We start from the raw sequence: 23,711 nt of genomic DNA, 5'->3' as shown, positions 1-23,711 counted from the left end.
TGCCTGGCCAAACCATAATATCAACCAAAATGAGAAAACTAACCGCGCGATCCTTCCTTGGGAAGGAGGTGAAAAGCTTTGTCTTGTATGGTCCCTTGCTGCTATTGCTTTTACTGTTGCACACCGCTACCGGTTTATATGCACAGGATAATGCCGATCAGGAGATCTTGTCGAAACGAATATCGTACGAAGCCAATCATGCACCATTGAGCAAGGTGTTGAAAGACATCCGTGAAAAAACGAAAGTGCGTTTCACTTACAATACGGAGGTGATCGACCGCCAGCCGGCCGTTACGGTGAAAATGGATAACGTAACGCTGGAAGCCTTGCTGAAACAGGTATTAGCCAATACGGGCCTGTCTTTCAGTGTAGCCATGCAAGGGGTAGTGATCTACGAAACCGACAGAAAAACAGGGAAGAATAAAGAAGGAAGAGTGATACAGGGCCGCGTTACTGACAACAACGGCAACCCTTTGTCGGGCGTAAGTATTCAGGGCCTTACTTCCAAAGAGATGACAGTCACTCAGGCGGATGGCACGTTTCTGCTCATCCCCTGGGTGAATGAGCAGATCAGCCTTTCACGCGTTGGTATGAAAACGATCACTTACAAGATTGGTAAGGACGTAGCATCGCCGTTGGTTTTTAAAATGGATACCGTTGCACAGGGGATAAAAGAAGTGATTGTAAATGGTTACCAGAAGATGGACCCACGCTTGTTTACCGGCGCTGTTACCAAACTCACTGCTGCGGAAATGATGCAACCAGGTATGCCTACCATCGATAAAATGTTGCAGGGCAAGGTGCCTGGCCTGATGGTACTGAATACTTCCGGTGGCGTGAATGCCAAGCCTAAACTGCGTATCAGGGGAACCTCCACTTTGCTGGGTAACGCTTCCCCGCTGTGGGTGGTAGATGGCGTGATCCGCCCCGAACCAGTAGAGCTCTCCAATGCGATCGTCAATAACCTGATCGATGGCGCGGGCGTCGCACAATCCAACTTTGACCTGATGGGTAATGCTATCAGTGGTTTGAGCCCTTATGATGTGGAAAGCATCACCTTCCTGAAAGATGCGGCCGCCACTTCTATCTATGGTACGCGCGCTGCCAACGGGGTGATCGTGGTGACCACCAAGATGGGAAAGGCCGGCCCCTTGCAGATCAGCTACAATACGAATTGCTCGTTTCAGCAACGCCCTAATTATAATCGTCTCAACCTCATGAACTCAAAGCAGCGCGTGGAGCTTTCCAGGCAGCTGCAGGAAGATGGCGCTACTTTCTCTGACCAATTTAGCGGATTCCCTGAAACCGTTTCTTATGAAGGCTTGCTGCGTGCCTTGTATGCAAGGCAGATCACAGAAGCGGAGTTTAACGCCAAGGTGGGGCAGATGGAAACACGTAATACAGACTGGTTCAAATTATTATTTCGGGATGCAGTCAGCATGCAACACAACCTGGCCATGAGCGGTGGGGTAGGTAAAACTACCTATCGTGTTTCGCTGAGCTATGCTGATAGTAAGTCCAGCGCTGTCGGCGATAACAACAAAGGTTATGGCGCATTATTCAACTTGCAGACCCAGCTGGGCAAGAAACTGAATATTTATGTATCCCTGCAGGAAAACTATAAAGAGATCAACAGCTTTTATCCCACAATATCTCCATTGGCCTATGCGATACAAACCAACCGGGGCTTTAGTCCTGATGTATTCTATCCACTGTCGCGCGGTTTAGTGGTGAATGGCGAAGTGTTAGGGCAAGGCCAGCAGCTGAGGCCTGTCATCAATCCGCCGCTTCAGTTTAATATGTTGAATGATCTGCAGCATACTTTCAACAACGCCAAAACACAGAACACGGCAATGGCTGTACAACTCGAATACAAATTGTTGAGGGGGCTGAGCCTGCGCAGTAATGCCAGTGCCGTGATCAATAGCGCAGAAGGGCAAACAGGTTTTGATCAGCAGTCTTATGCAGCTGCCAAGCAACGTCAATGGAACCTGGACTGGACGCCCACTGAAGAGTATATCAAACTATCCTATTTACCTGCCGGCGGTGTGCTGACTGCTAACAATCAACGCGGGGTTACCTTGTCTATCACCAACAGCATTGATTATAGCCTTGGCCTGTTCAAGGACCGCGACCTGTTCAGCGTTAGTTTAAATGAAGAAATAAGTTCCACCAAGGCAGATGGATCTACTTCTATCCAGGCCGGGTATTTCCCGGAAAGAGGAAAAACCTTCTTTGCTTCTGATAATGGCAGAAAATATATCAATTACAATTCACTGCTGGACACGCGTAACAATAGGGTAGGTATTTTTGCAACGGCAGCCTACAACATGGCCAATCGCTATACCTTGTATGGCTCGATCAGGGCAGATGGTACCAACCGTTTTGGCCAGTACACCAATTCCAGGTTCCTGCCCACCTGGACCCTCTCCGGGCAATGGAATGTATCCGCGGAGAAATGGTTTCCCACCAAGGGGATCAGCGCATTACAGCTGAAGTCTTCCTATGGCACACAAGGAAATGCCGTGACTTCAGTGGGGCCTAACCTGATAGCCGGTTATAACGGCAGCAATGTTGACAATGCCCGTACACAGATGCCCTACCTGCACATCAAAACACTGCCTTATCCGGATCTGCGTTGGGAAAAAACCACTCAATGGGATGCCGGTGGTGTGATCGGCTTCTTTGATAACCGTCTTTCAGTAGCGTTTGACTACTACACTAAACACTCCGTAGACCTGCTGGACAACGTCACGATCCCATATGAATACGGTATGAACTCGATGTACAGAAACAAGGGCGTAATAGATGGCAGCGGATGGGAACTGTCCGCGACAGTAGTGCCGATAAGAAGGCCCAATACGGAGCTCTCCATTACGGCATCGGCTTCAAGAACGATGAGCAAGCTGGCAAGTACCGTAAGCCAGCCTGCTTTTTTCAATTTGTTTGATGGCACAGGACACTTGCCTGGCAGGCCTGTGAGCGGTTTCTATTCCTATAAGTTTGCAGGCCTGAGCCATACGGATGGTACTCCGTTGTTCGATAAGCTCGATCAGAAAAACAAAACTTATAATCCCGATGATATCCTCGTGTATTCAGGACAAAGTGAACCCAGGGTTTACCTGAGTTTTTCGCCCACTTTCCGCTACAAATCACTGTCAGTAAATGCCGGCTTCTATCTCAGCCTTGGTAGTACCAAGCGCTTGAACAGCCCCTTTGTATTGAACAGTGATTATAACTCTGTGCCATCGCCATACGCCAATGTGCCTGTTACTTATTTCGACCGCTGGCGCAAACCAGGCGACGAAACAAAAACCAATATTCCGGGTATCGTCAGTGATATTCCTTACAGCAATTGGTTGAATGTGCCTTATTACATGCAGATCAACTCATCAAATACAGCAGGACAGTATATCCGGGTGAATCCTTACCAGGCCTACATCCTGTCGGATATCAGAACGATCACCAATAATTACCTCCGTTGCAATTCGTTCGCCGTGAACTATACTATTCCAACCAGGTATCTGGCAACAAAAACTTTGAAAAATATCACGGTGGGCTTTAATGTGAGCAATCTTTTCACGATCGCCAATCGTCAATTGCATGGACAAGATCCGGAGATCAGCGATTTTAATTCTGGCTATAATGCCTTGCCCATGGCCAGAACCTACGCGTTCTCCCTCAGTGCTGCTTTCTAATATAAACATTCAAATTGCTGACATGAAAAAGATATTGATCGTTATAGCAGGCGCCCTGTGCTTGATGTCTTGCAAAAAATTCCTGCAGGAATATTCCCAGACCGACCTGGTGCCCAAATCAGCTGCCGATTATGGAGAGATATTATATTCGGATGGCTATCCGGGCCTGAATAGTGCTATTCAAACCTGGAGACTTTTTCTGGATGATGACATTCAGTGTTATGTAAGTGCTGCAAATGCTGTCAGCCTCTCTGATCGCATCACTCCCTCATCCATATTTCAATGGCAACCTGATTTCTTTGCAAGGGCCGCCGCAGCAGGCTATGCTGGCGATCAGCTCAATACCTGGGAAAAATATTATCACCTCTTGCTGGGCGCTAACGTAACGCTGCAATACATCGATCATGCAACAGGCTCACAAACACAAAAAGACCAGTTCAAAGGAGAAGCATATGCATTGCGGGCATTCTATCATTTTATGCTCGTGAACCTCTATGCAAAGCCATACAATGATTCCAGCACCACGCCTGATAAAAGCCCGGGCATTCCCATCAGAACATCTGCCAACCTCACGGATGCGCCCATGCCAAGAAATTCGGTGAAGGAGGTGTATGACCAGATCAGCAGTGATATAGACAGTGCTACCTATCTGCTGGATAAAGTTAAATCCAACACCTCTCCTTACCGCATTTCTTTTGTGGCAGCGCATCTGCTGGCCAGCAGGATTTATCTCTATATGGAAAAATGGGACAAGGCCATTCAACATGCAGATATCGTACTCATGTATCACCCGCAGCTCATGGACCTCAACACCTGGGGCGGCGCACCGGATCCCGGCAAACCGGTTACCGGCGCCAATTGCATCGAGAGCCTGTTTACCTATGCAAGTTCCATTGAGTATAGCCCGGCAGGGATGTCGCTCACCTTTGATGTGTCACATGACCTGGTCAATTGTTTCGATAGCTCCGATCTGCGTACGCTGATCACCTTTAATCCTATTCCTGGTGTGCTGAAACAATGGATTGCCCCGGACTATCAAATGTCAAAAATGACAATCAACAGTTCGAATTCGGCTGATGGCATTTCCTGGCGCAGCGCGGAAGCCTATCTCAACAGGGCAGAGGCGTACATCCAGCAATACAAGGCCACCGGCAATACCGCCGCCGCTGGTAAGGCATTGACCAGCCTCAACACCCTGCGCGCAAACAGGATTGATAAATCAGCTTTCCAGCCCTGGACCATAGGCCCCGCCGATGCGCTGCTACAGATGTGCCGCACAGAACGCAGAAGGGAACTGTTCATGGAAGAAAACCACCGCTGGATGGACCTCCGCCGCTATGGTATGCCTTCCATCAAACATATCTATATGCCAGATGCCGTCACCACACAGGTGTTCAGGCTCAAAGCACATGATCCTGCCTATGTGCTGCCTATCCCGGATGCTGCTATTGCCCGCAATACAGCACTGGAACAAAATCCGTTATACAACGGCACAAGGAAGCCGGAATAAAATCTTCAATCGTAAAAAAAATCAGTGATGAGAATATATTTCCTGATAGCAACGCTCGCGATATTATCTGCCTGCCATAAAGAAGCAGCGATCACGCCCGATCCAGTGCGGCCCATCTATATATTGCCGCAGGGCCATCAAAGCTATGATGATTCCATCGTTGCCTTTCACAAGCAATACGGCAGCTATATCCTCTATAAATTTACACAACACGATTTCGATTATAACTATATCGACAGAAGAACAGATACCGCCTATGTGGCCGATACCGCCTACATTCCACAGGCATTGGCATTTCTGAAATCACAACTGTTCAATTGTTATCCGGAATCTTTTTTACAAAAAACATTACCGTTTAAAATACTGCTCGCCAGGCAGATCGTTGATACCATTGGAGCAACCAAAGCCTTTGCCGCCACCGGCAGCATGCTGGCTTTCGGTTATGCCAACAGCACGCTGCCACAGCAAACACCTGAACAGTTAAGGCAACTGCGCGGGCTGGCGCACCGCAACTATATGGAAAGAGCTTATCGCGTGGCAAATATCGCCATACCGGATGATTTTATGAGCACAGCGCCATCATCCTATGGCTCCGTGGGCAACGATAACAGGTATGCCCTTGGCGTAGTGGATTCCGTGGCGCAATTCTCGGAACTCAATGTGGCTACGGACCTCCTGGGATATGTGCAAATGATCACCGGTCATTCTTATGATGAACTGAGCTCGCCCGGTCATCCGCTCAGCCCGGATGTAGATGTGAATGGATTAGTGATGAAACGATATACCATCGTTGTGAATTATTTCATTAACATGTATGGTGTCGATTTGCAAGCTATTGGTAACCTCCCTTAAAATATCCGTCTCCATTAGATTTATTGGTGTTGTTATCCCCAAATGAGAAACCTCCTGTTCAGGAGGTTTCTTTTTTTTCTGCATTATTTTTTCTTACATCCGCTTCACCCTTTTTTCCGCAGTTGTTGCCTTTTATACAGAAACGCCTTAATCAATTATCAGCCTTAATTAGCAAGAGTATGAAAGTTTGCCAGGGAACGAAAATCCTGCTGCTGGCCGCTGCTGCGGCATTCACAGGACCCCGCGCGATAGCTCAGTCACGGCCGCCGATACCGATGAACATGCCAGCTCAGCCATCAACGCCTACCATACCACCCATGACAGATGTGAGTCAGCCTGGTTATCGCGGCGCCGCCATCGCCTCCGCATTCAAAAAAATAAAGAAAGACCATTTCAATTATCATGGAGTAGATGACGCCTACAGCCGCGAAGTGTGGGAGAAATTCATGCATGTACTGGATCCTAACAATGATATTTTTTTACAGGAAGATATCCAACAATTATCTACCTATAAAGACAAGATCGATGAAGCCATCAACGATGGTTCCAGCGCCTTCTTCGATGCGGCCTATGCCATCTACAGCAAGCGTATCAGGGAAGCAGAAAGCATCTGCATGCGTATCCTGCAACAGCCTTTCGATATGCAGCAGCATGAATCCGTGGAGGTAGCCTGGAATAAAAACTGGCCATTCCCTGCCAATGAACAGGCCCGCGAAAACAGCTGGCGCCGGTTCCTCAAATATTACACGCTGCGTCATTACATGGAAATGGATACCGCGGCTACAGCGGCGAAGAAAACATTCAACCCCGCCATCGAAGCCAAGGCGCGCGAAAACGTACGCAAATGGTATGCAGAATATTTCCGTCAGAGTACCTCGAAAGATGCGATGAAAGAGAAATTCACGCAGTTCATGGAAGTAATGATAGGAGAGGTAGACCCGCATTCTGCCTACATTGCGCCGGACGACCGCTCTTTCAACGAGATGCTCACCAAACGTTACTACGGTCTCGGCATCGAGCTGGGTATTAAAGAATCTGACTTCTTTGTGAAAAGGATGATGCCCGGTGGCACTGCCTATAAAAGCGGCGTAGTGAAAGAAAACGATATCATCGTTGCCATCATGGACAGCAAAGGTGAAATGGTGCCCATCAACGGCATGGACGCCACACATGTTACCGCTATGATCCGTGGTGATAAAGGCACTTCCATCACCCTGAAATTGCAGCAGCCCGGCGAACAGGCCAGAACCGTTACCCTGAAAAGAGATGAGGTGATCGATACCGAGAACAGGGCCAAGAGTGCGTTGATTGAGAAGAACGGGAAAAAATTTGGTTATATCTATCTGCCCACCTTCTACGTAGATGCAAGTGGAACGGGCCTCAAAGGCTGCGCCGGCGACGTATGGACAGAAATAGAAAAGCTGAAAGAGAATGAAGTAGATGGCATCATCATGGATCTCCGCGGTAACCCCGGCGGTGCGCTCGACGAAGTAGTGCGCATGTGCGCCGGCTTTGTGCCCGCCAGCCCCATCTCCTGGCTGCGTTCAAAAGATAGCCTGCAACGTTATACCTCTCCCGCTATGGGCCCGCTCTATGATGGTCCGCTCACCGTGATGGTAGATGAAGGCAGTGCTTCTGCTTCTGAAATATTCTCTGCCGCCATGCAGGACCTGGGCCGTGGCATCATCATCGGTACGGCTTCCACCTTCGGTAAAGGCACTGCGCAATCGGGTTTCAGCCTGGGCAAATCCGGCGATGTGGCCAAAAATATACCGGATACCGTTTACGGCACCCTGCGTCTTACGCTGCAAAAATTCTATCGCATCACAGGTGCCGCTACACAATTGAATGGCGTTACTCCTGATATCGTCCTGCAAAACCGCATGTCGCTGGAATCCATTATGGAAAAGGATTTCAGCTCAGCGTTGCCCAACGATACCCTGAAACTGCTGCCCTTCGATAAAGTGAAAAGCGGCTACGATCTCAAAAAAGTGATCCAGCTGGCCAATGCACGTATCAAAGCTACGCCCGCACTCGCAGATATCGACAACAACATGGCGCAACTGAAAACACTGCGTAATAAAACAATGCTGCTCAACCTGGAAGATTTCAGGAAAGCATACAGCGCGGCGCACAGCTGTGAAAAGCGCATCCAGCAAGACAGGGAACTGCCCGCCGGTCATACCCTGCTTGTAGCGCCTGCGCTGCTGCGCAGCGTCAATCCGGCTACGCTTAAAACAACGCCCGGTGAAGAGCTCCGCAGCAAGGCCTGGCTGGAGAAACTCAGCAAGGATATTTATTTAGATCAAACAGTATCTGTACTGGAAGATATGCTGTCGAACCGCTTATAGTTGCATATCCCGTTGTCACACTTTAAAATCACTAAAAGCATTACATCATGATTAAAAAACTTCTTGTGTTGCTCTTTTGCGCCGGCAGTCTGCAAGCACTGGCGCAGGAACAACAGATCACTTTCAAAAATGATAATAACAAGGTAGCGGAGATCTCCGCGAAGATCGACCGGTTGCCGAATGATTCCGTGGTGTACCTCTATGAGCCCTACTCCGGCGATATCGACAGCACGCGCACTAAAAACCATGGCTTCAACCTGAAGATGCCCATGCCCAAAGGCGGCAGCATGTATATCCTCATCATCGGCACTACTTATAATGCCAATCGCACTGCTGTAATGTACGTGGAAGACGGGAAGATGACTATCACGGGTAAAGGCGATGGCCTCACCGGCGCGAAGTTCAGCGGCGCTCCCTGGGTAAAGGAAAACGAAGAAGTGATGGCGATGGTAAGCAGCGAGAGAGGAATGGGCAAAGAGCTGGAAGAACTGCGCCAGGCCTATAATGCAGCGGTAAAGCTGGGAGATGAAGATAAAGCCGATTCTGTATCGAAGAGAGCTGGCGTACTGGACAGCATCATGCACAAGCAGTATGTAAAATGGATCAAAGACCATCCGAATTCAGGTCTTAGCGGCTATCTCCTGACCTGCTTCATCAGCAACGCGAAAGAACGGGAGCAGCTGTATGAAGGCCTTGGCGAACATGCGAAAGCATCCCGCATCCTGATGCGCTATAAATATCCCGGCAAAATTGATCCTTCTCCGATTTCTCTGCAAATGAGCGATGAGAAGTCTGCCGATCCATCCAACCGTCCTAAAGTAGGCGCTGACGCGCCCAACTTCACCCTTGCTGACGTAGACGGCAAACAGGTATCCCTGGCGGATTTCAAAGGAAAGTATGTGCTGATCGATTTCTGGGCCAGCTGGTGCGGCCCCTGCAAAGGCCAGGTACCTTTCCTGAAGGCCGCTAACGAAAAGTATAAAGACAAAAACTTTGTGCTCCTCGGTGTTTCCCTCGATTCCAAAAAAGAAGCCTGGGTAAAAGCGATCCAGAAAGAACAACTGACCTGGCTCCAGATATCCGAGCTGAAAGGCTGGGCCGACGCTGCGGCAGCAGCATATGGCGTTACCTACATTCCGTCTAACATACTGGTAGGCCCGGATGGTAAAGTGCTGGCGATGGATCTTTACGATGATAATCTCGACAAAAAACTGTCAGCCACAATACAATAAGAAAACCGCCATTAAAAAACCCTTACAGCAGGCCGCGCCACAGGCGTGGCCGCTGTTTAACAAGATTGCTATTATGAGAAAACAACTGTTGAAAATTGCTTTCCTGCTGCTGTTACCTATGCTGGGCATGGCAGAAGAAGGATTTGTGATCAAGGGAAGAGTGAGCGGCGTTATCAGTGGTTCCGTGGTGATCGCCCGTTTTGTGCATCTTACGCAGGATGAAAAAGAAGAAGCGATACCAACGAAAGCGCGCATCATGAATGGCGAGTTCATTTACAGCGGCAAGCTGGAACACCCGGCACTGGTGGAGTTGAAGATCAGCACCAGGTATTTGTATGTGTACCTGGAGAATACCAACTATACCATTGATTGCAGCCTGGATTCCTTGTCTGCCACCCAACTGAAAGGAGGCAAGCTGAACGACGAATGGCAGGCATACATGAGCAAGCCTGCACCTTCGCTGGAATACATTCAGCAACATCCCAATACGGAAATAGCTGCCTACCTGGCGCTCCGCGAAAATACCGCTACGCTGGAAAAGGCTACCGCCGCCCGCGCCTTGTTAGGCCCCGACGCTTTAAATAGCTGGTCTGGCCAACGCCTGGACGCTGCAATTGCCGCGCTTACGAAAGCCAGCGCCGGTAATGCTTTCCCGGATCTGAAAATGACGGATGCAAAAGGACAACCCTTCACTGTGAAAAGTCTCGCCGGTAAAATCGTAGTCTTTGATTTCTGGGCCAGCTGGTGTGCGCCATGCCGTGCCTATATCCCCACGCTGCGTGAGCACTACAAAAAATATAAAGATAAAGGCGTGGTGTTCGTAAGTGTTTCTGTAGACGATGAAAAAGCAAATTGGCAGAAAGCCATGAAAGAGCTGGGAATGGAATGGCCGCAAACGCTGGCAGATGGCGGGTTTCAGGACGGTAAAGGCGTGAAGGAAGCATTGCACATCTTCTACATCCCTCACGTGATCGTGATGGGCAAAGATGGAAAGATTGCCGCTTCACTCGATTCCTATAAAAAAGATCAATTGGAAAAAAAACTGGATGAGCTACTTTAATCACCGCAGCGCATGGGGACTATTGCTGCTTGCTTTGTTCCTGTCGTCATGCTCCTTTTTTAAAACGCCGGAGGCCCGCTTGCCCCGTAGGCTGAGCGTCAAGGTTTTTAACGTAACGCCCAATAAGCCCGCACTGCGCGTAACAGGGGTTTACTATAATCCTAACAATTATGGTTTCACCTTCACTGGCGGAGAGCTGGACATGAAGCTGGATACCTTCCATCTCGGTCATGTCAGGATCGATACGGTGATGATCGTGCCGGCGCATGCCACCTTTTCCATTCCGGTAGTGCTGGAACCTGATTTTGCCGCGCTGGGCAACAGCGGTATCAACCTCGGTGATTCCGTGGAGATATCCTTCGCCGGCACTATGTCGGGCAGGGTAGGGTGGTTTTCAAAAAAGATCAATATTCATTATCAGGGCAAACATGCCCTGGATATAACCTTCTAACAGGAACCGGCCTTCCCTCGGCCGGGTAATTCAGCTACTAATCACAGCCGGCTTTTCTTGGCCGGCATTTTTTTTTGCATTTTGTAAATTGCTGTGTGATTTTTTGAGCGGTGGTGCGAATAATGAAGAAACAGTAAGCGCAACATGAACGCAACGGATCATTTCCTGGCCATCCTGCAGGCACACAAAGGCATCATCTACAAGGTGGCCAACGCCTATTGCCACGATCCGGAAGACAGGAAAGACCTGGTTCAGGAAATCAGTGTACAGTTGTGGCGGTCGTTCAGCAGCTACAACGATGCCTATCAGTACTCCACCTGGATATATCGTATAGCCCTGAACGTTGCTATTTCTTTCTACCGTAAGGAAAGGCGGCGGAAAGAGATCGCCAGCCCGCTATCTGAGGGTATCCTGAGCCTGTCTGATAAAGAGGCGCCGCCTGAAAATGCAGAGCAGCTCCGCTTACTGCAACGTTTTATCACTGAACTGAAGGAATTGGACAAGGCGCTCCTGCTCCTGTACCTGGAAGAAAAAAGTCAAAAGGAAATAGCAGAGATCACCGGTATCTCAGTGACGAATGTCAGCACCCGTATTGCCCGTATTAAAAAACTGCTTCAACAGAAATTCTCTACCCTTCAAAAATAGTATTATGGAAGATATAGAATTGCTTGATCTATGGAGATCATACAGCCAGCGGCTCGATGCATCTCTTTCTCTCAATAAAAAAAATGCAGCCGATATCACGCATATGAAAATACAATCGCTCCTGCGTTCCATGACACCATTGAAAATATTTGCCATCATAGCAGGCCTGTTGTGGGCGGGCTTCCTGGACGTTTTGGTTATCCGCCTGTTTCATGCCGCCAGCCCATTCTTCCTGGTATCGATGATCATCATTTCCCTGTTTAACAAACTTGCGATCGGCATATACGGCTACCAGGTGATACTGATCCGGCAGGTGGATATCACCGAACCCGTATTCGCTACGCAGGAGAAGTTGGCCCGCTTACGGTCTTCCACTTTCTGGATTACCCGGATACTTTTTCTGCAAATGCCTTTCTGGACCACCTTTTACTGGAACGGCAACATGTTTGATGGGTCAAGCCCGATGCGGTGTGCGCTGTCAGTCGCCATCACACTGGCTTTTACGGCCCTGGCCATCTGGCTGTTCATCCATATCCGTTATGAGAACAGGGAGGAAAAATGGTTCCGCTTTATTTTCAGGGGAACAGAATGGACACCGGTGTTGAAGTCGATGGAGTTGTTGGAAGAGATGAAAGCTTATGAATAATATGCTTTTCCTTCATATATAAATGATCGATTTTACGCAGGAAATCAACCATTCGTTCTTTTTGTTGTTAATTTGAAGAATGAACCGTGTCGGATTTAAATATATTTCGCCAATGAACCGTAAGTTGTTATTCCTGCTGCTGTCGCTGATATGCTTTCACTACGGTAACGCACAAACGGCCCCTGGATTCAGGGAGCTGCTGGATAGCGCGATGGTAAGGGATGCAGACCTCAGGGCGCAACTTACCAAAAACAAGCTCACTGGCCTCGATCAGCATAAACTGAAAGATGTGTACCTCCCCACACTGGAAGTAAGTGGTATGGCCGGCTATCTCAATGCTACCGCACGTGTGATCTCCCCGGAGCTGAACCTCCAACCTTTTCTGAATATTCCGGAAGGTAAATACAATAATAATATCAACGTATCCGGATTTTCAGGACTGGCAAAGGCAGATGCCAGGATGCTGCTATATTCCGGCGGAAAGGTGAAATATCTCGGCAAAGCCCTCGCAGAAAAAAAGCTCTCGGAAAATATGCTGCTCGAGAAAACCAGCGATGAAGTGGTGGCCCTGATCTCCCGCGCCTATGACCAGCTGGCATTGGTATATCAATCAAAGAAAGTATTGGATGAAGGCAAACGAAGGCTCGATGCAAACCGCAAAACTGCCGACAAAGCCCTGCAATACGGCCTGATCACACCATACGATCATAAAAAAATAGAACTGGCGCAAGCCACGCTGGACGCCAAAGTAGCAGAGTATGAAGGCAAAAAGGAATTGCTGCTCACGCAACTGGAAGTATTGACGGGCATCAGCAAAGACCGTCTCCGGCAGATCAATCCGGTGCTGCTGCCGGTGGTGCCCACCACGCCGCAAAAAACAATTGAAGACCGCGCCGAGATCCGTGCACTGAACCACGGCATCAATGCATCCAGCTATAAGGTCAAGGCGGAACAAACCTGGTGGATTCCCAAAGTACAGCTGATGGCATCTACCTATTACATCGGCCTGTATGGCACGCATATCAAATCATCTGATAATATTATCCCGCCGATACCGGCCATCGGTTACCCCGGCCGAAAGCTGGACTGGCGGCCTACCAATCTCAATATCTTCCCCCTGCTCACCGCCGGCGTAGGATTTAAATGGGAGATATTTGATGGCAGAGAAGGCAAGCACGCGATAGCAACTGCACGCATCGACCAGGAACTGCTACAGAACCAGAAGTATGATGCATTACGCAAGCTCACACTCAACCAGGCCAACAACCAATCCAACTATGATATTGCCAACGCGCAAATTGCGCTGAAGAAAAAACAGAAGGAGATGGCAGGAGATGCATTGGTAACGGCAGAAAAGGAGTTCAGGTACGGACTGTCAAAATCTACACAGCTGATAGAAGCAGAGAACGACCTGGAAGCGGCGGAACTGGATTATCAAAATGCCATCTTCAATCAACGCAGGGCCGCCATTGAACTGATGCGCTCCACACAGGAACTCGATGTGAGCAAACTGTACTAATCATTGCTAAACTTAATCGCTATAAGATGAAAATAATTACCCGCATATGCTTTATCAGTTTACTGGCGCTAACAAGTTGTGGCCCGCAGAAACGGGGAGCAGATAATTTCGAAGGGAAATCAAAAAAGGATGTTATCTCCTTTGCACCAAAAGTTACGGGCAGGATACTGAAAATTTATGTAGCGGAAGGACAAACCGTACAAAAAGGCGATACGCTGGCCCTGCTGGACATCCCGGAAGTGTCGGCGAAAATTGCGCAGGCGCAAGGCGCGGTGAATGCCGCCACGGCACAGGAACAGATGGCGCGCAACGGCGCCACCGCCGACCAGATGAAACAATTACAGGCCAAATACAAAGGCCTGAAAGAACAATACGACTTCGCCAGGAAATCATTTGACCGCGCCACCAACATGTTCAACGACAGCCTCATGTCGCCGCAGGCTTACGATGAGATCTATGCCAAAATGCAGGGCGCAAAAGCGCAATACGATGCGGTGGTAGCCGAACTCGATGACGTGAAAAAAGGCACCCGCGTAGAAAGGGTGCAAATGGCTGCAGGACAAGCATCTCAGGCCAAAGGCGCTTTGCAGGAAGCTAATGTGGCCTACTCCGAGCGTTATGTGATCGCCACCAGCGATATGGAAATAGAAACCATCAGCCTCAATCCCGGAGAGCTGGCCACAGCAGGCTTTGCGCTGTTCAACGGCTATATCCCCGGCAGCACCTATTTCCGGTTTACCATACCAGAAAGCAAGATCGCAAAATATCAGAAAGGGCAGGACGTAAAACTGCAAGTGATCTATAACAAGGAAGAACTGGATGGCACTATCGCCTACATCAAACAACTGACACGCTACGCAGATATCACCACGGCCTACCCTGATTTCCAGCCACAGGACGCGGTATACGAGATCAAGGTGCAACCCAAAGATAAAAGCAAAACCAAAGATATACTGGTAAACGCGAGTGTTATTTTGAAATAAACAGGCATGAGAGAATTTTTCCGATTGTTGAAACGTGAGTTCAAACTGTTCGTTGGCAATGCTACATTGCGCACCGTATTTTTTTTGGCGCCGGTATTCTATGCCACGCTGCTGGGCTTTGTATATAAAAGCGGTAAGGTAGAAGATATTCCCGTTGTAGTGATCGATAAAGATAACACACCGCTATCCAATCAACTGGTGGAGATGCTGGCAGATAACAAGAGCATCAAAGTGCTCAAATACTTGCAGGAGCCATCGAGCGTGAACGATGAAGTGATCCGGAAAGAGGCCGCAGCTGCGGTAGTGATCCCTGCTCGTTTTGAGGCCAGCATCCTGCAAAAGAAATACCCGGAAGTAAATGTGTATGTCAACACCGGCAATGTGCTCACCGCCAACTTCGCCTCCAAAGCCTTACAATTGACCATTGGCACTTTCTCTGCCGGCGTATCTATCAAGGGCCTGCAAAAGATGGGGATGCCCGCCGCCAGGGCTGTTACACAGTATGAGCCGTTTAAAGCCAACTATATTACGCTGTTCAACACCACCAGCAATTATCTCATCTTTATGTGGCCCGCCATGCTGGCCGTGGTACTACAACAGGTGATATTGCTGGCCATGGCCGTAAGCTTTGCGGCAGAGTTCCAGCGCGGGTCATTTGTGGAAGAATACCGCAGCATGCGCCGCCGGGCCTTTCCTATCATGCTTATCAAAGTGATTCCCATCTGGGCATTCTCTATCCTTATCGTTTCCGTGTTTTACGTGATGCACATGCTGTTCAATGTGCCCATGCCGCAGAACATCCTGCATTTCGTCTGGCTCACCGCTTTCTTTGTTGGCTCGGTATCTTTCATGGGCGTGTTTGTGAGCATCCTGATTCCCGATGCCTTGAAAGCCACACAGATATTGATGGTGATCGCTTCGCCCGCATTCATCATCAGTGGCTTCACCTGGCCGCTCAGCGCCATGCCGGCCTTCGTACAGTTTATCGCCAACATCATCCCGCTCACGCCATTCTTACAGGCGTTTAAAATATTGCTGATCCAGAAAGGCGCCGTGGAACTCATCTATCCATATATCCAGCACCTCGCTGTCCTGTTGCTGGTATACGCTTTCCTCGGTTGGCTGGCATTGAAGATAAAGCTGTGGAAAATATTCAGGACGGTGTCCGTAAACGGACAATAGCTGTACCGATTGCGCACATTCATCACGGCGCCGCCCCTTGAAAATCAACGGATCAGGTTCTGGCATGTTCTTGTAAATGAAGCCTTTGAAAAATGCGCCCTATGTTCAGAAGCTATTTCAAAACAGCGTGGAGAAACCTCAACAAGAACAAGGTTTTTTCCATCATCAATATTACAGGGTTATCTATTGGCATCGCGGCCTGCCTGCTGATCCTGCAATATGTAAGTTTCCAGCTGAGCTTTGACAGGTTCAATAAAAATGCTGCAGATATTTATCGTGTCACTAACGATCGCTATCAGAACGGGAAACTGATACAACATGGTACCATTACCTACTCCGCCGTGGGAAAAGCCATGCAGGACGATTTCCCGGAAGTGATCAACCATACCCGCATGCGGCCCGCATTCGGCATCATGATGAATGATGATAAAAAGATCGGCGACCAGCAAGGTTATTTTGTTGATAATGCCTTCTTCAATATGTTCTCCTATCCGTTGATAGCTGGTGATAAATCTGCTTCACTCGCGGCGCCTTTTTCGCTGGTGCTCTCCCGGACGCTCGCCAATACGCTGTTTGACAAGCATAGCAATGATGCGGATATCATCGGGAAAGTGATCCGCTTTGAAGGCCGCCCCTGCAAGGTTACCGCCATTTGCGCCGATCCGCCGGAAAACTCCCATCTGAATTTCAAATTCCTGCTGTCGTACAATTCGCTTTACAGTGGCCCGGATTCATGGAAAGCGGCTGATTATGATTTCACTGATTCCGATTTCTGGCACTATATTCAGCTGAGGCCCGGAACAGATTATAAAACCCTGGAAGCCAAGCTGCCCGCCTTTAGCGACCGGCATTTTCAGGGGAACAAGATATCCGGCAGCGTGGAAAAATTCCATCTGCAACCCTTAACCAGCGTGCACCTGTATTCCGATTATGAATATGAGCTGGCCAATACCGGCAGCGCCACTGTTGTGTGGTCGATGCTGATCATCGCTGCGCTCATCATCTCCATCGCCTGGGTAAATTATATCAATCTCTCTACCGCCAAATCTGCCGACAGGGCCAGAGAAGTGGGCGTGCGGAAAGTAAGCGGCGCTACCAGGTCGCAACTGATCAGGCAGTTCCTGACAGAATCTTTTATGGTGAACATGATCGCATTCGGATTGGCTATCATGCTGGTGACCTTGTTGCAGCCTGCCTTTAATCGTCTCATTCAACATCATCTCTCTTTATCTTATCTCTTCCATAACGGATTGCGTGGATGGAATGTAGTGGCGCTCCTGTTGGGCGTATTAGTGGCAGGTATTTTTGTATCCGGATTTTATCCAGCGTTTGTATTGTCTTCCTTCAAACCGATAATGGTATTAAAAGGAAAATACATCGCTTCCTCAAATGGTATCCATCTGCGCAAGATCCTGGTGGTAAGTCAGTTTGCCATTACCATTGCGCTGATCATCGGCTCATTTGTGGTGTATAGCCAGATGCGTTATATCAGCAAACAAGACCTGGGCATCAACCTCTCACAGGTGCTGGTGATCAGAGGCCCGAGCCTCTCACAGTTTGATTCCACTTTCATCACCCGTTCAGACGCTTTCAAAGATGAACTAAGGAAGATACCCCACGTGAAAAACGTGGCCAATTCATGGAGCGTGGCCGCCGATGAAATGGGCCGCGATTTTGACCTGAGCCTGAGCAGCGACGAACATGCGCCGCGCTTCACTACCCGTAAAGTAGCGATCAGCCCGGAGTTCTTACAGGTATATGGTATCAAGCTGCTCGCCGGAAGGAATTTCGATGTAACAGATTATCATGCAGACAGAAGGAAAGTACATAATATCCTGTTGAATCAGAATGTGTCAAAGCTGCTGGGCTTTGCAAAGCCCGAAGATGCAGTGGGCAAGACTATTCACGTGGAAGGGCAACAGTGGGATGTGATTGGCGTGATCGCTGATTTTCATCAGAAATCCTTACGTTACCCGCTGGAACCACTGATCCTGATGCCGCTGTACAGCACCAACAGCGCCATCTCCATAAAGGTAGACACCAAGGATATCACTGCTACCATGAAAGCGATCCAGGCACAATATGATGCTTATTTTCCCGGTAATCTCTTTGATTATTTTTTCGTGGATGCGCGGTTTAACCAGCAATATGCCAATGATCAGTTGTTCGGCAAGATATTCGGCATCTTCTCTGCCCTGGCCATTTCCATTGCCTGCCTGGGATTACTGGGATTGTCCTTGTTCACTACTACCCAACGCACCAAAGAGATCGGCGTGCGGAAAGTGATGGGCGCATCTATCTCCAATATCATTGTATTGCTGTCAAAAGATTTCGTGAAACTGGTGCTCATCGCCTTCCTGATCGCTGCGCCGGTAGCCGGGCTGGTTATGAACAACTGGCTGAGTGATTTTGCTTACCGTATCAATATCAGCATATGGATATTTGTGGTGGCCGCCGTCTTGTCTATTTTCATTGCTCTGGCCACGATCAGCTTCCAGGCGGTGAAAGCCGCGTTGACCAATCCGGTGAAGAGTTTGCGGATGGAGTAATGCAGATATAACAAAAAAGGGTGAGCCATGCTCACCCTTTTTGTTATTCCACCGTCCAAACGGCCAGTTCGTAACCATCGGGATCTGTAAAATGGAAACGTCTGCCACCGGGGAAAGTGAAGATATCTTTTGCGATGGTACCGCCGGCAGCGATCACCTTTTCTTTGGTTTTATCCAGATCGTTGGAGTAGAGTACCACCAGTACAGAGCCTTTTACCGGCTTGCCTTTCATGAAACCGCCATCAACATACTCACCGCCAAATGCCGTATAGTCGGGACCGTAGTCGCTGAATTTCCAGCCAAAGCTGCTGAAATAGAATTTCCTGGCGCGCTCGATATTTTCGCTAAGGAACTCGATGTATTGTACCTGTTCGTGTTTGTACTTGTTGTTAGCCGGAGTGTTTGCCATAGATAGTTTCTTTTTTACAAAGATATTGTATGGTGCTTGTTCTACGTTTGGATAAAAACGACAAACTTATTTCCCAAGCAGCTCCTTCCGTCGCATCCTTTCCTTAGCCTCAAGGAAGATATTATGTATCTTTTTCTCCAATTCTTTTTTAGGCGGAAGTTCTGTCCAGTACTCTGCCACCATAATCCCATCCTTGTGCATTTCCAGTAGCTCAACTTGTTCTCGCCTGCTTTCTGCGCATAGAATTAAACCTATTGGAGCGTGTTCTTCTTTTTTCCTTTCGTATTTATCCAGCCATTTTAAATACAATTCCATTTGCCCTTTGTGTTGGGCTTCAAATTTTCCCAGTTTTAGCTCTACTGCCACCAGGCGTTTTAGGTTGCGATGGTAGAATAAAAGATCCAAATAAAAATCTTCTCCGTCAATGATCATCCTTTTCTGACGCTCTATAAAAGCAAATCCCTTACCCAGTTCCAATATGAATGCCTCCAGTTCCCGCAATACAGCTTCTTCAAGATCTCTTTCCAGATAAGTATTTTGTAATCCTAAAAAGTCCAGAAAATAAGGATCTTTGAAATTATCGTTGATGGCTGGATGCTTACTGGTGTTTTGAATATTTGCAATACCTGTCCGTTCAAATGTTTTGGTTGATATTTGTTTTCGCAAATCCCTGATCCCCAAAGCCTGACTAACAGCTATCCGCGCATAAAACAACTTTGCATCCTGCTGTTTCAGTGGTAACAATTCAACGAAATGCGACCAACTCAGGTGACGCGATAGCGATAGGATAATATCAGGATCAGTAAACTGCTCAGCAAATTGCATCATTCTCCTTAAATTTCTAACCTCAAAGTTTTTCCCATATTGCTGCTTTAATTGTGTCGACAGTGTCGACACAATCTGTTTTGCGTACTCCGCTCGCTTATTTTTAAGGACTTCATCGTTGATGCGCCGGCCTATTTGCCAGAAAAGTATAGTAAGAGTGCTGTTAGTCTGTGAAAATACCTGCCGCCGGCTTTGCTCGATAAGCTGCGAAAGTTCATTGAATAAGGAGTGTTCGCTTGATATTGCGGTTTTTCTTTTTGCCATTAATCTCATTCTTTGTGCTGTCTAGATACATTAAATGAACAGCTCGGAAATTAGATAATGAGAGTATGGCAAGCGTTAATTAGACGTTAACGGCAGGATATGAATGTAGATAAAATAAATTTGCACACGCAATTCATCTTTTAATATCCTTACAAGATAACGGCGAATATCGCAAGTCCTCAACTAGCAGGCGTTTACTATTATTTATTACTTTTGCGTGGCTATGCGTAATTTATTAATACTGATATTTTTGTCCCTATCCTTTACTGCCAACAGCCAGTCGTTTCTAAAAGATAACTTCATCAATACAAAGGAAGGAATGCCGCTCGTCGGCAAAAGGTTATTCATTGCAAAATGCAGGGAGAAGATCAAAAAGGGGGCGGATAGCCAGGAGGCGCTGGAGCTTTGCGCCTGCAATGCACAGAAGCTGGATGGCTATTTTACCAATAAGCAATATCGGCAAGCATTGAATGTCGCCGGCGACGACTGGTTGAACTTCCTGATTGACCAGGATTCAGTATTAAAAGCAGATCTTCAAAATTGTTTTCAGGCAGCGTGGAATAGAAATGTTTTCTTTTCTGATGCGCAGGTGAGATCTGTAAAGGAAGGTATGAAGGAAAACCTGAAGAAGAGTGTTAAGGATTCATTGGATGAAAAGAAGCTGGACGCATACTGCGATTGTGCTGTGAATGTAATGAAAGAGAGGAAGGTGCCAGCTAAAAGAATGGAAGAATTATCTGATCCAAACTCTTTTCTATACAATGAAATTGCTTATCGTTGTGGCGGTGTGCCAGTGAAGAAAGTGTCGGAAACCACAGGCTGGAAACCTTCTCTGGCAGCAGATGTACATAGTGTATCGGGTATTGATACTGTGAACATTATTACTGTTAATGCGATGACAAAGCTGAAAGTGAAAATCGGTTCTTTTGTGCATGTCTGGTTGCTGGACAGTGGCGCAACAGATCTGCTGATCTCCGACTCGCTTGCCACACAAATGATGGGACAGCATCTTTTCACTGAAAAAGATTTCCTGGGAAATGCTACTTACAATATGGCGAATGGTAAACAGGTGAATTGCAAGGTTTATAAGATCAACAATGTTCAGATTGGCAAATTTACTATTGATAATATCATGTTAGCTACCTCGCCAGATGTGCAGGAATACCTGTTGGGGAAAAGCTTTCTCAATAAATTCAGCCGGTGGACTATCGATAACAGAAGAGAACTCTTAATCCTGGAGAAATAAAAACCCAAGCCTGTCCCCCACAGACGCACGCTGCCTGGAAACTATATTAAAACGAGAAAGCCGGAGATATTATCTCCGGCTTTCTCCAAGTGCCCAGAACTGGATTCGAACCAGCACATCCTTGCGAACGCTGCGACCTGAACACAGTGCGTCTACCAATTTCGCCATCTGGGCATCTTCCCGTAAAGGGATTGCAAAGGTAAGCGCTTTTTTTAATTTACCAAATAAATATTCGCTTACCCTTGCAGCATGCGATTAAACAGCCACGTTAAATTCGCGCAGCGTATCGTTCAAACTTGTTTTCAGATCAGTGGAAGCCTTACGCTGGCCAATGATCAGCGCGCAAGACACCTGGTATTCGCCCGCAGGGAATTTCTTGGTATAAGTACCCGGGATCACCACGCTGCGCGCGGGCACGCGGCCTTTGTATTCTTTAGGCTCGCTGCCGCTTACGTCGATGATCTTGGTGGATTGTGTCAGCACCACGTTGGCGCCCAGCACCGCTTCTTTCTCTACCACAACTCCTTCTACCACGATGCAGCGGGAACCGATAAAGCAACCATCTTCGATGATCACCGGGCTGGCCTGCAAAGGCTCAAGCACGCCGCCAATACCCACGCCACCGCTCAGGTGCACATGCTTGCCGATCTGCGCGCAGGAACCAACGGTAGCCCAGGTGTCTACCATGGTGCCCTCGTCTACATAAGCGCCGATGTTTACATAAGAAGGCATCAGGATGCAACCTTTTGCAATGAAAGCGCCATAGCGCGCCACTGCATGCGGCACCACACGAACGCCCAGGTCTTTATAGTTAGACTTCAGTTTCATTTTATCATAGAACTCGAAAGGAGCCAGCTCCATCGTTTCCATCGGCTGAATAGAAAAATACAGCAGGATCGCCTGTTTCACCCACTCGTTCACCTTCCAGCCATTGTCTGTCGGCTCTGCAACTCTCAGATGGCCTTTATCTACCGCTTCTATTACCGTTTTAACTGCATCTGTGTACTGCGTTTCCTGCAACAGGCTGCGATCAGCCCAGGCAGCCAGTATTTGTTGTTGTAAATCCATTTTTTTATTTTTTTGCAAACATAATAAACCATTTACGGATTTTGGAATATATCCGTAATTGCTTTCTGTAACTTGCAGCCATGAAAATCGGATTCGACGCCAAACGTGCGTTTCAGAACAACACCGGCCTGGGGAACTACAGCCGTACGCTCATCAGCTCTCTGGCAGCGGATTTCCCGGAGAACGAATATTATCTGTTCGCCCCGAAGCTCACCACCATGTACCAATGGAACAACCGTCCCAACATGCATACCGTGGTGCCGGAAAAGGCTTACCATCGCTGGTTTAAGTCGGCCTGGCGCAGCCGCTATGTCATCCCCGACCTGCAACGGCACGGTATCCAGCTGTATCATGGCCTCAGCCACGAGATACCCTTTGGTATCCAGAACAGCGGTATCAAATCGGTGGTGACCATGCACGACCTGATTTTCGAAAGATATCCCAGTCAATATAACCCGATCGATGTAGTGACCTACCGCCGGAAAGCCCGCTACGCCTGCGAGAACGCCGACAGGGTAGTGGCCATCAGCGAACAGACCCGCCAGGATCTCATCTCTTATTATCAGACGCCCGCACACAAGATCGATGTAGTATACCAGAGCTGCGATCCCGCCTTCACCGCCGTTCACAACGATGCCAGCATCGCTGCGCTGCGCAGCAAATACCGGCTGCCCGCCCGCTATTTCCTCTATGTAGGCTCCGTGATTGAGCGCAAGAACCTCCTCGGCATCGTAACGGCCATGCATACACTAAAAGGAGCGGACCGCCTCCCGCTCGTTGTGCTGGGCAGCGGCGCCAGCTATAGAAAGAAAGTGGAAGCATTCCTGGAGCATAATGGCATGACAGACCAGGTGATCTGGCTCAACGATCACGCTCGCCTGGAAAACAGCGAATTGCCACTGCTGTACCAGGGCGCCGCCGCATTGCTGTATCCCTCCCTGTTCGAAGGCTTCGGCATTCCCATACTGGAGGCGCTGTGCAGCGGCACGCCGGTGATCACCTCGGAGGGGTCCTGCTTTGGCGAAACCGGCGGCAATGCCGCACTCTATGTGGATCCGCTGAAGCCCGCCTCGATTGCGGCAGCAATGCAGCGGGTGCTGCACGATCCCGTGCTGGTGGCCGATATGCGGCAGAAAGGATTCCTGCATGCACAGCTGTTTACGCCGGAAAAATGTGCCGCCGCCATGATGGAAGTATACAGGAAAACGACTTTGTTATAAA

General features: G+C 48.4%; 18 protein-coding genes and 1 tRNA gene. 15 read left to right on the top strand and 4 right to left on the bottom strand.

Annotated features, from left to right (window positions below; all coding sequences use genetic code 11):
• The first annotated feature begins 29 nt into the window (after window positions 1–29).
• From FPG75_RS22105 to FPG75_RS22045, 13 genes are all read left to right on the top strand, one after another.
• Complete coding sequence (locus FPG75_RS22105; protein ID WP_143310045.1) at window positions 30–3,698, top strand: SusC/RagA family TonB-linked outer membrane protein; 3,669 nt, start codon at window positions 30–32, stop codon at window positions 3,696–3,698.
• 22 nt (window positions 3,699–3,720) lie between these two features.
• Window positions 3,721–5,208, top strand: a complete 1,488-nt coding sequence (locus tag FPG75_RS22100; protein WP_161596882.1) for a RagB/SusD family nutrient uptake outer membrane protein — start codon at window positions 3,721–3,723, stop codon at window positions 5,206–5,208.
• A gap of 27 nt (window positions 5,209–5,235) precedes the next feature.
• Window positions 5,236–6,060, top strand: a complete 825-nt coding sequence (locus tag FPG75_RS22095; RefSeq protein ID WP_143310041.1) for a hypothetical protein — start codon at window positions 5,236–5,238, stop codon at window positions 6,058–6,060.
• A gap of 179 nt (window positions 6,061–6,239) precedes the next feature.
• The gene (locus tag FPG75_RS22090; protein ID WP_143310039.1) at window positions 6,240–8,411 is read left to right on the top strand and encodes a carboxy terminal-processing peptidase; all 2,172 of its coding nucleotides are present in this window, start codon (window positions 6,240–6,242) and stop codon (window positions 8,409–8,411) included.
• Between the two features lie 47 nt (window positions 8,412–8,458).
• Window positions 8,459–9,643, top strand: coding sequence for a TlpA disulfide reductase family protein (locus FPG75_RS22085; RefSeq protein ID WP_143310037.1), 1,185 nt, complete (start codon window positions 8,459–8,461; stop codon window positions 9,641–9,643).
• Between the two features lie 73 nt (window positions 9,644–9,716).
• Window positions 9,717–10,703 (top strand): TlpA disulfide reductase family protein, encoded by a 987-nt coding sequence (locus tag FPG75_RS22080; RefSeq protein ID WP_161596881.1) that lies wholly within the window; start codon window positions 9,717–9,719, stop codon window positions 10,701–10,703.
• On the top strand, window positions 10,690–11,154 hold the full coding sequence (locus tag FPG75_RS22075; protein ID WP_143310033.1) for a hypothetical protein: 465 nt from the start codon (window positions 10,690–10,692) through the stop codon (window positions 11,152–11,154). Before FPG75_RS22080 ends, FPG75_RS22075 begins: the two co-directional genes overlap by 14 nt.
• Before the next feature lie 144 nt (window positions 11,155–11,298).
• Window positions 11,299–11,799, top strand: coding sequence for an RNA polymerase sigma factor (locus tag FPG75_RS22070; RefSeq protein WP_143310031.1), 501 nt, complete (start codon window positions 11,299–11,301; stop codon window positions 11,797–11,799).
• Between the two features lie 4 nt (window positions 11,800–11,803).
• Window positions 11,804–12,445, top strand: a complete 642-nt coding sequence (locus FPG75_RS22065; RefSeq protein ID WP_143310029.1) for a hypothetical protein — start codon at window positions 11,804–11,806, stop codon at window positions 12,443–12,445.
• Window positions 12,446–12,557: 112 nt separating this feature from the next.
• Entirely contained in the window at window positions 12,558–13,964 is a 1,407-nt protein-coding gene (locus FPG75_RS22060; RefSeq protein WP_143310027.1) for a TolC family protein, read from the top strand.
• A gap of 26 nt (window positions 13,965–13,990) precedes the next feature.
• Complete coding sequence (locus FPG75_RS22055; RefSeq protein WP_143310025.1) at window positions 13,991–14,947, top strand: HlyD family secretion protein; 957 nt, start codon at window positions 13,991–13,993, stop codon at window positions 14,945–14,947.
• Between the two features lie 6 nt (window positions 14,948–14,953).
• The gene (locus tag FPG75_RS22050) at window positions 14,954–16,129 is read left to right on the top strand and encodes an ABC transporter permease (protein WP_143310023.1); all 1,176 of its coding nucleotides are present in this window, start codon (window positions 14,954–14,956) and stop codon (window positions 16,127–16,129) included.
• 101 nt (window positions 16,130–16,230) lie between these two features.
• Window positions 16,231–18,678 (top strand): ABC transporter permease, encoded by a 2,448-nt coding sequence (locus tag FPG75_RS22045; RefSeq protein WP_143310021.1) that lies wholly within the window; start codon window positions 16,231–16,233, stop codon window positions 18,676–18,678.
• Window positions 18,679–18,721: 43 nt separating this feature from the next.
• On the opposite strand, the gene FPG75_RS22040 is transcribed toward FPG75_RS22045, so the two are convergent.
• Window positions 18,722–19,087 (bottom strand): VOC family protein, encoded by a 366-nt coding sequence (locus FPG75_RS22040; protein WP_143310019.1) that lies wholly within the window; start codon window positions 19,085–19,087, stop codon window positions 18,722–18,724.
• Window positions 19,088–19,153: 66 nt separating this feature from the next.
• Entirely contained in the window at window positions 19,154–20,176 is a 1,023-nt protein-coding gene (locus FPG75_RS22035) for a PDDEXK nuclease domain-containing protein (protein WP_143310017.1), read from the bottom strand.
• 223 nt (window positions 20,177–20,399) lie between these two features.
• Here FPG75_RS22035 and FPG75_RS22030 point away from each other — a divergent pair, with 223 nt between their 5' ends.
• Window positions 20,400–21,422 carry a retropepsin-like aspartic protease gene (locus tag FPG75_RS22030; protein ID WP_143310015.1) on the top strand — a complete coding sequence of 341 codons (1,023 nt, stop codon included), beginning with the start codon at window positions 20,400–20,402 and terminating at the stop codon, window positions 21,420–21,422.
• A gap of 90 nt (window positions 21,423–21,512) precedes the next feature.
• On the opposite strand, the gene FPG75_RS22025 is transcribed toward FPG75_RS22030, so the two are convergent.
• Together FPG75_RS22025 and FPG75_RS22020 are read right to left on the bottom strand one after the other, a co-directional pair.
• Window positions 21,513–21,596: transfer RNA gene (locus FPG75_RS22025), tRNA-Leu, on the bottom strand.
• Between the two features lie 81 nt (window positions 21,597–21,677).
• On the bottom strand, window positions 21,678–22,490 hold the full coding sequence (locus FPG75_RS22020) for a 2,3,4,5-tetrahydropyridine-2,6-dicarboxylate N-succinyltransferase (RefSeq protein ID WP_143310013.1): 813 nt from the start codon (window positions 22,488–22,490) through the stop codon (window positions 21,678–21,680).
• An 80-nt stretch (window positions 22,491–22,570) separates the two neighbouring features.
• Here FPG75_RS22020 and FPG75_RS22015 point away from each other — a divergent pair, with 80 nt between their 5' ends.
• Window positions 22,571–23,710: a glycosyltransferase family 4 protein gene (locus FPG75_RS22015; protein WP_143310011.1), complete on the top strand. Its 1,140-nt coding sequence runs from the start codon at window positions 22,571–22,573 to the stop codon at window positions 23,708–23,710.
• The last annotated feature ends 1 nt before the right edge of the window (window position 23,711 follow it).

Source organism: Chitinophaga vietnamensis (assembly GCF_902167635.1).
GTDB classification, from domain to species: domain Bacteria; phylum Bacteroidota; class Bacteroidia; order Chitinophagales; family Chitinophagaceae; genus Chitinophaga; species Chitinophaga vietnamensis.
This window is presented reverse-complemented; position numbering and strand designations above follow the sequence as displayed.

Excerpts from the sequence above, each read along its gene's own strand:
- FPG75_RS22105 (WP_143310045.1), top strand. The coding sequence starts at position 30 with ATGAGAAAACTAACCGCGCGATCCTTCCTTGGGAAGGAGGTGAAAAGC.
- FPG75_RS22100 (WP_161596882.1), top strand. The coding sequence starts at position 3,721 with ATGAAAAAGATATTGATCGTTATAGCAGGCGCCCTGTGCTTGATGTCT.
- FPG75_RS22095 (WP_143310041.1), top strand. The coding sequence starts at position 5,236 with ATGAGAATATATTTCCTGATAGCAACGCTCGCGATATTATCTGCCTGC.
- FPG75_RS22090 (WP_143310039.1), top strand. The coding sequence starts at position 6,240 with ATGAAAGTTTGCCAGGGAACGAAAATCCTGCTGCTGGCCGCTGCTGCG.
- FPG75_RS22085 (WP_143310037.1), top strand. The coding sequence starts at position 8,459 with ATGATTAAAAAACTTCTTGTGTTGCTCTTTTGCGCCGGCAGTCTGCAA.
- FPG75_RS22080 (WP_161596881.1), top strand. The coding sequence starts at position 9,717 with ATGAGAAAACAACTGTTGAAAATTGCTTTCCTGCTGCTGTTACCTATG.
- FPG75_RS22075 (WP_143310033.1), top strand. The coding sequence starts at position 10,690 with ATGAGCTACTTTAATCACCGCAGCGCATGGGGACTATTGCTGCTTGCT.
- FPG75_RS22070 (WP_143310031.1), top strand. The coding sequence starts at position 11,299 with ATGAACGCAACGGATCATTTCCTGGCCATCCTGCAGGCACACAAAGGC.
- FPG75_RS22065 (WP_143310029.1), top strand. The coding sequence starts at position 11,804 with ATGGAAGATATAGAATTGCTTGATCTATGGAGATCATACAGCCAGCGG.
- FPG75_RS22060 (WP_143310027.1), top strand. The coding sequence starts at position 12,558 with ATGAACCGTAAGTTGTTATTCCTGCTGCTGTCGCTGATATGCTTTCAC.
- FPG75_RS22055 (WP_143310025.1), top strand. The coding sequence starts at position 13,991 with ATGAAAATAATTACCCGCATATGCTTTATCAGTTTACTGGCGCTAACA.
- FPG75_RS22050 (WP_143310023.1), top strand. The coding sequence starts at position 14,954 with ATGAGAGAATTTTTCCGATTGTTGAAACGTGAGTTCAAACTGTTCGTT.
- FPG75_RS22045 (WP_143310021.1), top strand. The coding sequence starts at position 16,231 with ATGTTCAGAAGCTATTTCAAAACAGCGTGGAGAAACCTCAACAAGAAC.
- FPG75_RS22040 (WP_143310019.1), bottom strand. The coding sequence starts at position 19,087 with ATGGCAAACACTCCGGCTAACAACAAGTACAAACACGAACAGGTACAA.
- FPG75_RS22035 (WP_143310017.1), bottom strand. The coding sequence starts at position 20,176 with ATGGCAAAAAGAAAAACCGCAATATCAAGCGAACACTCCTTATTCAAT.
- FPG75_RS22030 (WP_143310015.1), top strand. The coding sequence starts at position 20,400 with ATGCGTAATTTATTAATACTGATATTTTTGTCCCTATCCTTTACTGCC.
- FPG75_RS22020 (WP_143310013.1), bottom strand. The coding sequence starts at position 22,490 with ATGGATTTACAACAACAAATACTGGCTGCCTGGGCTGATCGCAGCCTG.
- FPG75_RS22015 (WP_143310011.1), top strand. The coding sequence starts at position 22,571 with ATGAAAATCGGATTCGACGCCAAACGTGCGTTTCAGAACAACACCGGC.